The sequence below is a fragment of the Bacteroidota bacterium genome, assembly GCA_026391695.1.
GTDB lineage: Bacteria > Bacteroidota > Bacteroidia > Bacteroidales > JAGONC01 > JAPLDP01.
In genome coordinates this window covers 23,733-34,285 of record JAPLDP010000067.1, presented here as the reverse complement: position 1 = coordinate 34,285, position 10,553 = coordinate 23,733, and the positions used below count along the sequence as shown (strand labels likewise).

12 protein-coding genes and 2 tRNA genes are annotated in these 10,553 nt (G+C 38.8%); 2 read left to right on the top strand and 12 right to left on the bottom strand.

Features of this window, described 5'->3' with window-relative positions:
- Positions 1–543: 543 nt before the first annotated feature.
- The 5 genes from NT175_08955 to dusB all read right to left on the bottom strand — a co-directional run bounded on the left by NT175_08955 (position 544) and on the right by dusB (position 3,885).
- A complete protein-coding gene (locus NT175_08955; GenBank protein ID MCX6234832.1) occupies positions 544–948 on the bottom strand; it encodes a Fic family protein in 405 nt (134 codons plus the stop codon).
- Positions 949–950: 2 nt separating this feature from the next.
- Positions 951–1,181 carry a hypothetical protein gene (locus NT175_08950; GenBank protein ID MCX6234831.1) on the bottom strand — a complete coding sequence of 77 codons (231 nt, stop codon included), beginning with the start codon at positions 1,179–1,181 and terminating at the stop codon, positions 951–953.
- A gap of 12 nt (positions 1,182–1,193) precedes the next feature.
- The gene (locus NT175_08945) at positions 1,194–1,988 is read right to left on the bottom strand and encodes a hypothetical protein (protein MCX6234830.1); all 795 of its coding nucleotides are present in this window, start codon (positions 1,986–1,988) and stop codon (positions 1,194–1,196) included.
- A gap of 709 nt (positions 1,989–2,697) precedes the next feature.
- Positions 2,698–2,774 (bottom strand) — tRNA-Ile (locus NT175_08940).
- A 130-nt stretch (positions 2,775–2,904) separates the two neighbouring features.
- Positions 2,905–3,885, bottom strand: a complete 981-nt coding sequence (gene dusB / locus NT175_08935; protein MCX6234829.1) for a tRNA dihydrouridine synthase DusB — start codon at positions 3,883–3,885, stop codon at positions 2,905–2,907.
- A gap of 234 nt (positions 3,886–4,119) precedes the next feature.
- Here dusB and NT175_08930 point away from each other — a divergent pair, with 234 nt between their 5' ends.
- Positions 4,120–4,971 (top strand): CPBP family intramembrane metalloprotease, encoded by an 852-nt coding sequence (locus NT175_08930; protein ID MCX6234828.1) that lies wholly within the window; start codon positions 4,120–4,122, stop codon positions 4,969–4,971.
- 104 nt (positions 4,972–5,075) lie between these two features.
- Here NT175_08930 and NT175_08925 read toward each other — a convergent pair whose 3' ends face one another.
- The 6 genes from NT175_08925 to NT175_08900 form a co-directional block, all read right to left on the bottom strand.
- On the bottom strand, positions 5,076–5,543 hold the full coding sequence (locus NT175_08925; GenBank protein MCX6234827.1) for a biopolymer transporter ExbD: 468 nt from the start codon (positions 5,541–5,543) through the stop codon (positions 5,076–5,078).
- Position 5,544: 1 nt separating this feature from the next.
- Positions 5,545–6,126: a biopolymer transporter ExbD gene (locus NT175_08920; GenBank protein MCX6234826.1), complete on the bottom strand. Its 582-nt coding sequence runs from the start codon at positions 6,124–6,126 to the stop codon at positions 5,545–5,547.
- Between the two features lie 12 nt (positions 6,127–6,138).
- On the bottom strand, positions 6,139–6,591 hold the full coding sequence (locus NT175_08915) for a hypothetical protein (GenBank protein ID MCX6234825.1): 453 nt from the start codon (positions 6,589–6,591) through the stop codon (positions 6,139–6,141).
- 6 nt (positions 6,592–6,597) lie between these two features.
- Positions 6,598–7,395 (bottom strand): MotA/TolQ/ExbB proton channel family protein, encoded by a 798-nt coding sequence (locus NT175_08910; GenBank protein ID MCX6234824.1) that lies wholly within the window; start codon positions 7,393–7,395, stop codon positions 6,598–6,600.
- A 72-nt stretch (positions 7,396–7,467) separates the two neighbouring features.
- Positions 7,468–7,555: transfer RNA gene (locus NT175_08905), tRNA-Ser, on the bottom strand.
- Between the two features lie 299 nt (positions 7,556–7,854).
- Positions 7,855–8,673: a TatD family hydrolase gene (locus NT175_08900; protein ID MCX6234823.1), complete on the bottom strand. Its 819-nt coding sequence runs from the start codon at positions 8,671–8,673 to the stop codon at positions 7,855–7,857.
- A gap of 102 nt (positions 8,674–8,775) precedes the next feature.
- Here NT175_08900 and NT175_08895 point away from each other — a divergent pair, with 102 nt between their 5' ends.
- Entirely contained in the window at positions 8,776–9,783 is a 1,008-nt protein-coding gene (locus NT175_08895; protein MCX6234822.1) for a glycosyltransferase family 9 protein, read from the top strand.
- Here the strand turns inward: NT175_08895 and NT175_08890 are convergent.
- Entirely contained in the window at positions 9,770–10,411 is a 642-nt protein-coding gene (locus tag NT175_08890; protein ID MCX6234821.1) for an MBL fold metallo-hydrolase, read from the bottom strand. The genes NT175_08895 and NT175_08890 overlap by 14 nt on opposite strands.
- Positions 10,412–10,553: the final 142 nt, after the last annotated feature.

Below are 10,553 nucleotides of genomic sequence, written 5' to 3'. Positions count from 1 at the left end.
AACATACTTCCCGTTATTCATAACCTTGTGATTTTTCACAAAGCTATCGCACAAATCAAATCAAAAAATCAAAGAACGCTTATAATTAAATATATATCAATAAATTACAAATAAAACTAATAAGTTAACGCATCACTAATGGTTTAATTCTATAAAAGAGTGTGAACATAATATTTATTCATAGTCACTTTTTAGTTTATGAGATTCTAAAATTATGAAGATCATATGCGATTTCCAAATATTTGAGGCAAGATTTTAAAATTAAAATCCGAGAAATCAAAAGTCTGCGATAAGTCTGTTAAATCATTCCGGGAAATTCTGATCTCTTGTTGGTTTTTATTAGTACTTGATATTGAGATCACTTAAAGAAAAAATCGTGCGTTGCAGGGCTTTATTTTGAGTCGGGGGGAAGATTATGACAATTTTTATTTAGTTACAGTAATAATTCCTATCGATGTCGTCAAGGCAGTTATATGAGTTTATCACAATGGGACCATCTTAGTAGAAGCCGCTACTTTTTGTCGGAGTTTTAATGATTTTCAGTCAATATTTTTGTATAACTCGTGATGAAAACCAGGCAGCAATTGATTCAATGTCTTTTTGTCCTTCTGCTACTTCTAATACTAGTGATATTAATTCTTCATCTGTAATTTCCGATTTTAAAATGAAATTATTTTTTTCAAGAAACAATAAAGCGGCTTCCAGTCCAGTCCGTTTTGTTCCATCATTAAAAATGTGATTACAGACAATATTGTATAGATAGATTGCTACTTTACTGGAAATGTTAGGATAGAGTTCTATCCCAAACATTTCTGTCTGTACAACTTCTATCAAATAATCAAGTGCATTATGATTTTTAACATTGTCGGGTGGTAAAAATAACCCTCCAAATCGGAGGGTCATTTGTCTATTGATTAAAATAATTTCGTTTTTGGTCAGATAATTCACATTCAAGAGAGAGCTTGCCAAACATTTATGTACCTGTCTAAATGCTTATCAAGAATCTGTAAAAAAGTAGGTCTGCTATCATTTACAGAAAAATCATCATTCAAAATAGGGAAAATATTTGAAGGCTGAATTATATAAATGCTGATTGTAGGAATACCAAAGCCAATATACTCATTAGAACCCTTAACAACTTCAGGAATAAACCCAGTATTTTTTAGCATTTCTTTTTTCATAATGCAAAGTTATTAAATTTTTTCGAGAATCTTTGTCAAGTCTTTATATTTTATCCAAGTAAATTTTGAATAATTTGTAATCAAGGCAATGTCAACAGAACCGCCAACTGTCGGGATCATATTGGCAAAACGCTGAAAATTAGTAGTAGTGTTAATAAGAAATTCAACATAATCAATTGCATCTTTTAACGAGAATGAACCATAATTTGGAGCTCGGTTTGTTCCTTGTCCAATTTCCCAAATTTTTCTTACAACTTCTGTGTCACCACTTACAGTGCATCCTATTCCGTCAATCATTTTTGAAATAGGGGTTTCTCCAATTGCAACATCTACGGTATGTCCGAATAAATCATTTGCGGTTTCATATCCAACAACATGAAAGCCCATTACTATTTGCCCTTTTATTAGTTTTTGTCCACTAGTTTTTAATTGTTCCTGCAACTGGTTAGTAAAGTAATCCATTAAGATTTCACCTGTTTCTGAAACTGATTTTACTTCCTTTTTTGTGCTCAATTCCAGATTTTTAATGTGATTGTAAATTGTTCTATTATTAATTACTGCACTTCCAAAAGTAGCTACTCCAAATTTGTCTTGAAATGAAAATAATTTCTGTGCATACGAGAATGTGGAAGTTGGCATCATAATAGGAGGAAGTATCAAATCTCCAAAAGGAATTTCTTCTCCTGTTTTTGGATTCTTTACCTTAAAATCCTTTACTCCAGGCTGAATAGCAACCTGTGCGGTTTGCAAACTGTCAGCAGCCAACACAACACCATCAGGAACTCGTAACGAAACTACTAGTGTCATCTTATTTATTTATTGCAAAGATAGTAAAATAATTTTACTTTTGATAAGTAGTTGTCAAGTTGTACAGTCATCCGAGCAGTGGTCACTGGCAACTATATAGGATTTCATCTGCAAATTACGAAAAAAATAAATATTAAAGACAGATCGATATTATTTGCAGATAAATCCGGGTTGAACGCCTGTCCCGGTTTATCGGGAAAGCCACCTGTAAATCAATTAGATCATCCATGTGAAAGCAACATTTGATAAACTTATTAATAAGGCACTTTTAGGACCAGTCACTCACGGCCAAAACTAAAATCCCAAATCAAAAATCAAATCAAAAATTCCCCAATTGGGAGATTTTCAATTTTCGATTTAATTGGTGAGAAAAAGCTGATTTATGAGGGGAACGATTTGTCGATTTTTGGGATTAATAGAAAAATACTGCACCAGTGAGAAAGGAAATTGAAAGAAGATTAACAGGCCTGTCTGTAAATATTATTAAGCTTAGCCGCGAATTTGACGACAGTTACATATCACAACATTTAAAGAATCAGGTTACACGGTCGGCAACAAGTGCTGCTTTGAATTATGGCGAAGTGCAAGGAGCGGAATCTAAAAATGATTTTGTCCACAATCAAAAATCAAGAATCAAATTGAAAATCCCCCAATTGACAATTGACAATCGCCAAATAAAAGCCGGATGCCGCATCGAGCGGCATCCGGCTGGTGGGCCCACCTGGATTCGAACCAGGGACCTACTGATTATGAGTCAGTTGCTCTAACCGGCTGAGCTATAGGCCCGACATGGGTGTGGGTGTGAGGGTGGATACAATATTTTATTAATAGGGAGTGCAAATTTAAGAAATGTTAGCCATATAGCAATTCCCGATTTGATTTTTTTTATCGGGTTCTTCTGGCTGCAAGGTCATCATTATTTACCGTATTTCTCAAGAATTTCATCAAACAGGTTGATGATATCTCCATAATTGTCAGTCTTGACCAGAGCCATTTTAAATAGTTTAAAATCTAATAATCCCTTAAAATAGTTGCCATAGAATTTCCGCATCTCCAGCACGCCTCTTTTTTCACCTTTGAGCTCTATAGATTTGTTTAAGTGGATGCTGCACACCCTGATGCGTTCGCTGATTTCGGGTGGAGACAGCAATTCACCGGTAGTGAGATAATGCTTTATGTCGCGGAATAGCCATGGATTGCCTGTTGCGGCCCGACCGATCATGATCCCGTCAACATGGTACGTCTTTATTACTTCCTGTGCTTTCTGCGGTGAGTCAATGTCCCCGTTGCCGATAATTGGTATCTGTATTTTTGGATTATTTTTTACCTCACCTATCAGTGTCCAGTCAGCCCTGCCCCGGTACATATGAATGGCAGTCCTGGCATGAATAGTCAGAGCTTTAATGCCTGTATCCTGTAAACGTTCCGCCAGGTCGGCAATGCACTTGTTTGATTCATCCCAGCCCAGTCGTGTCTTGACCGTAACCGGCAAGACTGTGGCATTGACAACTGCCTGGGTCATTTTCAGCATCTTAGGGATATCCTTAAGAAGAGCTGCGCCACTGCCTTTGCTCACCACTTTTCGTACCGGACAGCCAAAGTTCAGATCAATGAGATCGGGATTGGCTTTTTCGGCTATCCTTGTTGCAGCAACCATCGAGTCAATATCATGCCCGAATATCTGGATGCCAATAGGACGTTCTTCATCAGATAATATAAGTTTGTTAAGGCTTTTCCTCGCATTCCTTATCAGGCCTTCAGAAGCTATGAACTCCGTGTACATCAGGTCAGCCCCAAGGCTCTTGCATACCGACCTGTAAGAGGAGTCAGTTATTGATTCCATGGGCGCCAGGATGACCGGAGCTGTGGGAAATTCGATGTGACCAATTTTAATCATACTTATATTAGCTTCAAGCTTCAAGCTACAAGCTTCAAGACTCAGGTTTGGAAAACTTCAGATTCCTGAACTTGCAGCTTGAGGCTTGCAGCTTGAAGCTAATTGCAAAATTATTACTTTTGTACCTCCATAAAACGCTATATGTTAAGAGAGCCATTCTTAATTCACTATCCGAATTTTCTCCGTTTTATTTTTCTTCTGCTTATCATCTTAGCCTCATTGCTGCTGACCCTTATGTTGGGCCTTATAATTGCCATTCCGATTTTTGGCTCCGAAGTTCTTACGAGCATCTCCGACCTTAGCGGTGAATCGATGTTGAATAATTTGGATTTGCAGAGATATTTCCAGATAGTCAGTCAAATTGGTACATTTATTTTACCGGCTGCACTGTATGCATTTTTTATCAGCCGGCAGGCTCCGTCTTATTTAAGGCTTGATAAACGGCCAAGATTAATTTCACTTGTCCTGGCTTTTCTATCCATACTGGTATCCCTGCCATTTATAAGTTGGCTTCTTCAACTCAATGCTTCCTTTCATTTACCTGATTTTCTATCAGGCCTGGAAAACTGGATGAGATCTTCGGAAGAGCAGGCAGCCAGACTCACAGAAGCCTTTCTCGGTGACACATCTGCAAAAGGACTGATCATCAATATTGTCATGATTGGTATCCTGGCATCTGTCGGTGAGGAATTGCTTTTCCGTGGTATATTGATCAGGTTATTCAGGGAATGGTTAAAAAATCCTCATCTTGCTGTGGTAATCTCTGCTATACTTTTTAGCGCCATGCATCTGCAGTTTTATGGATTCCTTCCCAGAATGGTACTGGGCATTCTTCTCGGTTATTTATTTGTCTGGACCCGCAATTTATGGGTGCCTATTTTAACACACTTGGTAAATAATACCCTTTCAGTTGTGGCCGCCTATATGTATAATGCAGGGACAATATCACAGGACATGGATTCTTTCGGAAGCAGTGCAAATCCTCTTGTTATCAGCATCAGCTTTATTTTTATTCTGGTTGTGTTATTTGCCCTATACCGTTATGAAATTTCAAAAAGTTTGATTGCCAAATCTGGGTCGGATTAATGTAAACTTTTGATATTTAGAGTATTTTCAAAATAGTGGGCTAAAAAATAAAGAGGGTGTCTCAAAAATGAGCACCCTCTCCACAAGTGCTATGAAAAGATGGATTACTTAACAGTTCCGACGTGTTTTCGGCTGGAATAATTTATCTTAAATGCTCCTACTTTACGTAATTCCTGTTTGACATCTGTGACAATCCCCATTTTAGTAGCTTTGTCTACTTTGAGTGAAGTAGTAATCAGCATGCGGTCCACCTCATCGCGGGCTTCTCTTTCAGCGACTATAAAGTCAGCAATATCCGCAACAGTGGCAAAACGGTCATTAAGCTGGATACGTGATTCGGTACCCAATTTGGTATTTGTTGGTTGACCAATATTAATATAGCTGACCAGGGATTTCTTTTCGAGTTTTTGAGTTTCAGTGGAACTTGGCAGAGAGATACGAACAAACAGCACACTTTCCCTGATGGTAGTAGTAACCATAAAGAAAATCAACAAAAGGAATACGATATCAGGCAGGGATGCCGTACCAATTTTGGGCACCTCTTTCTTTTCTTCCGGTCTGAATTTGGCCATATTATTGTCCTCCTACATTTTCAGGTTCTGCTTCAGAAATAGAAACGGGTATTGCTTTCTGTATTGCATTGATGTAGGCTGTATCTTTTAAACTCGTGAATTTCATGCCAAACTGTTGTCGTGACAATTCATCCCTGAGTTCATTGATAGCCCTGGTGAGTTCATTCTGAACTTTAATATACATATCGTAGGAGGTGCCCCTGTCATTTTTAAGGGAAATAACACCTTTGGATACTGCGAATTCGCCCAGAAGAGGAATGATTTCCATTCGTTTTTCGGGCAGGTTAGGGAGATTATTAGGATTAGATAAAAATTCCTTAGCCTCATCTTTTAGTTTTGTAATATCTCCGGGTTGACCAGATACGAGGAGTTTATCATTTTTATTGACCAGTATAGTGAAGACATTTCTTTCCTTGATTTCGGGCGGTTTCTGAGTAGGATCAATAGGAGGGGGAAGCTTTCTGAAGATCCCCGTGTCAGTATCCATATTGGAGGCCATAAGGAAAAAGCATAAAAGAAGAAAGGCGATGTCTGCTGTTGAACTGGCGTTTACTTCCGGTATTGGACGATATTTGCGTGCCATAAGTTTTAAACTTTATTTTTTAAAGAAGTTTAACAGACTAGTGATAACAAAGGCTAAAAATGTAAAGCCAACAATAAAATATGTAAAGATCAATCCTGCGCCGACGAGCTTGGAAGCCCGGGCTGTCGTTTGCAGTCTCTGCAATCTTTCCGGAGATAAACTATTACCGGATAACGCATAAGAAACCAGCCACAGGATAACTATCCCGCCAATGATGGCCAGAACACCAAGAAGTTTTTTGGGCTCTTTGATCATCATAAGTAACGGGAAAAGTAGCGCAGCAATAGCAGCTATGGCAAAAGTAACATAAGTTAAAATAAAAAATGGATTTAGTAATTTTTCCCTAATACCCACGTTTGTCGCAAAGTCTTTTCCATAGGCTGCTGTCAGCAATGTCATAACGACACCCAGACCGAGGATGATAGCAGTAACGATGTTTACTATCTTTAAAATTGATTTATCCATGGTTAATTACTTTTTTGATGTAAATTGGTATTTGGTCAGAATATCGATAAAAGAGATGCTGCTGTCTTCCATTTCGTCGACCAGGCTATCGATTTTTGCCAGGAAGTAGTTATAGAAAACCTGAAGGATAATAGCCACGATAAGGCCGAACACGGTGGTTATCAGAGCGATCTTGATACCACCTGCAACAACGGTAGGTGAAATATCACCGGCAGCTTCAATATTATCAAAAGCTATCACCATCCCGATAACGGTTCCAAGGAATCCAAGCATAGGTGCAAGTGCAATGAACAGGGCGATCCAGGATAATCCTCTTTCCAGACGACCTGATAAAAGACTGCCATAGGCTACAATTGATTTTTCGACGATATCAATACCTTCTTTATATTTATCCAGGCCCTGGTAGAAAATCCCTGCCACAGGGCCTCGTGTAGCTTTACATACTTCCTTGGCTCCCTCAATGCCTTGGACTTCGAGTGCAGTTTCGACTTTATTCAGGAGCTTCTTGGTATTAGTCGTTGAAAGATTAAGATAAATGACTCTTTCGCAAGCAATAGCCAGACCACCAACAAGGCATAACAGAATAAAAGCCATAAATCCGGCGCCACCTTCGATAAATTTTTCCTTTAATACCTGGTGCCATGCGGCTGATTGTTCGGGTGCAGCCTGAACAGTGCCGCTACCCGGTTGATTGGATGTTGCGGTTTGTGGTGCTGCGGACTGAGAAGTTTGTGCATACATCACACTGGAAAAACCAATAGTAAGCAATCCCATGATAGATAAGAAAGCAATTAATTTTTTCATAGCTACTTTTTTATTGTTAATGAATGGTGTAATAGTTATTTAATAATACTGATTTCGTGTTGTTATAAGCTGCGGAGAGAAAGGGATTCGAACCCTTGATCCAGTTTTGCCGGATACACGCTCTCCAGGCGTGCGCCTTAGACCACTCGGCCATCTCTCCAAAAATCGTGATCTACCCTTTCTCTTTTAAGGGTGCTAAAATACAAAAAAAACTATTAAATAAAAATTTGCCTGTATTTTTATTACGACTTATGTAATCCCTCCTGCCGATACTTCTCAGCGTAACGAAATGTGGAGCAGTTCTTTAGTCTCGTTCAGGGTGTATTCGCCGAGTAAATACATCAATTTTGTCACGGCCGATTCAATAGTTTTATTATGGCCACTGATGACTCCCAAGTTTTGAAATTCAACGCAGGTGAAGTTTAATGAAGCCATCATACTTCTTATAATTTTCTTCAATTATGGTAGCGATTTCGATCCATTTGGAGGGATATTATCCTGGTGGGTTTCTTTAATCCTGAAAAGTTCCAGTGCATTTCGGGTGGTTATTTCAGCGACCTCATCATATGTTAATTGTTTAATTTCAGCGACTTTTTCAGCTATCAATGTCAGGAAAGCACTTTGATTTCGTTTTCCCCTGAAAGGAACCGGAGCAAGATATGGGGCATCTGTTTCCAGGAGAATATGCTTTATATGAATATGTTCGACCACGTCCGTTAGACCTGAGTTTTTAAAGGTCACAACACCTCCGATACCAATGAAAAATCCCATTTCTGCAATTTTGTCAGCTTGTTTCTGTGAACCCGAAAAACAGTGAAAAACACCCCGGAGAGAGGCATTATCATGCAGGTTGATGATTTCAATAATTTCAGTAATAGCATTCCGGGAATGAATGACGACGGGGAGATTATATTTTATAGCCAGATCAAATTGATGGAGAAGGACTTTTTTCTGGTTTTCCGCATAGGTCTTATCCCAATACAGATCCATGCCGATCTCACCGATAGCAAAAAACGGCCTTTTGGTCAGCCATTTTTCAACCACCTGCAATTCATCATGATAATTATTACCGACAGATCCCGGATGCAATCCGATCATTGGAAAACAATGATCAGGATAGCGGCTGCTAATTGATAGCATACCCTCTACTGAAGTACTGTCAATGTTTGGTAAAAGCATATATCCGACATTCTTACCGACAGCATCCTGAATAACCGCATCACGATCATCATCAAACTCTTTCAGATAAAGATGGGTATGTGTATCAATCAGGACCATGCTGCAAAATTAGGTCAAATAATTGTATCCCTGGAGGCATGCTTTTGTATCCCGGGATTTTAAGTTACATTTACCCCGTAAATCGGTATAAAGTCTACAGTGATGAAAAAAATTCTCATCATCCGATTCAGTTCAATCGGTGATATCGTGTTGACATCACCGCTAGTGAGGAGTCTGAAGAAACAGTTAGGCGACGAAGTCGCCATCCATTACCTCACCAAGGAACAATTTAGGCCCTTACTCGAGAATAACCCATACATTTCAAAAATTCATACTATTACAAAGAGCAACCGGGAAGTTATTCACCTTCTCAGGTCTGAAAAGTATGACCATATAATAGACCTTCACAAGAATTATCGATCGTTTGGAATTTGGATGTGTATCCGGTCGGGTTATTCAACATTCCGGAAACTGAATTTTAAAAAATGGATACTGGTCCGGTTCAAAATAAATCTTTTACCTGATATTCATATCGTTGACAGGTATTTCAGGGCTGTAAGCTTCTTAGGTATTAAAAATGATTTGAAAGGATTGGATTATTTTATAAATGAGAAAGAGGACATATCGATGGAAGTGATACCTGAGATTTTCAGGAGGGGATATACGGCATTTGTGATAGGTGCACATCATGAAACAAAATGTTTTCCTGAAGATATGGTGGTTGCTGTGTGTCAGCGGCTTAATAAACCTGTTATTTTGATAGGAGGTCCCGGTGATAAGGAAAAAGGCGACAGGATAAAGGCGGCTGCGGGAGAACATGTGATGAATGCATGCGGGTCATTTAATTTGAATCAGTCCGCTCGCATTCTTCAGAAAGCTCATAAAGTGATCACTAACGATACAGGAATGATGCATATTGCCGCAGCATTCCGGAGACCTATCCTCTCATTATGGGGAAATACCGTACCGGCATTCGGAATGTATCCTTATTTATCAGATGATACAGATTCCGATTCAGTGATCATGGAGGTTTGTGATCTTAGCTGCCGGCCATGCAGCAAACTGGGCTATGAGAGATGTCCCAAAGGACATTTTAACTGCATGAGGCTGATAGATATTGAAAGCATTGCAGAATGGGCAAACAAAAAGATAGTAATCAGAAATCGATAAAAGGGTTATTCATTTTTTCAAAACCGATGGTCGTTGTTGGCCCATGACCAGGATATACAATCGTTTCATCTTCAAGGGTGAAAAGTATATCCTTAATGCTGTTCATTAAAAGGTTAAAATTGCCTGTTGGCAGGTCAGTTCTTCCAATACTTCCATAAAACAACACATCCCCGACGATAACAAACTTTTGTTCCCTGTTCAGCAGACAAATGCTTCCACTGGCATGACCTGGTGTATAAAGCACATGTAAGGAGGAGTTCCCAAACCTGATAAGATCACCATCGTTCAGGAATTTACCCGGGGATATGGGCTTGTCATAAGGAACATTAAATACCGAACTGAATTCCCTGGCCATTTCCCAGAATAGTTTTCCTTCGGGATGAACCTCTGGTTCCAGATCAAACCGTTCTGATACAAAAGTATTACCCAGGGTATGGTCAACGTGGCAATGTGTATAAATCAACCGTTTTGGCTTCAGTTCATTGGTTTCGATGAACCGGGCCAGCATTTTTTTTTCATCTTCATCCACGCATGCGGCATCGATGATGGCACAGGCTTTGGTATTATCGTACAGCAAGTAAGTATTGGTCTGGAATGAATTAAAAGTAAAAATCTTAATGGATATCATAGATTAATATGCCTGGAAGAAGTCGAAGAATAATTTGTGATAATAACTGAAAAATAAAATATTTTTTCCTGGTCAAAGTTATCACTATATTGGTTATGACAATCTGCTTTGATAAAGTCGTAAAATAATGTAATTTAGCTGA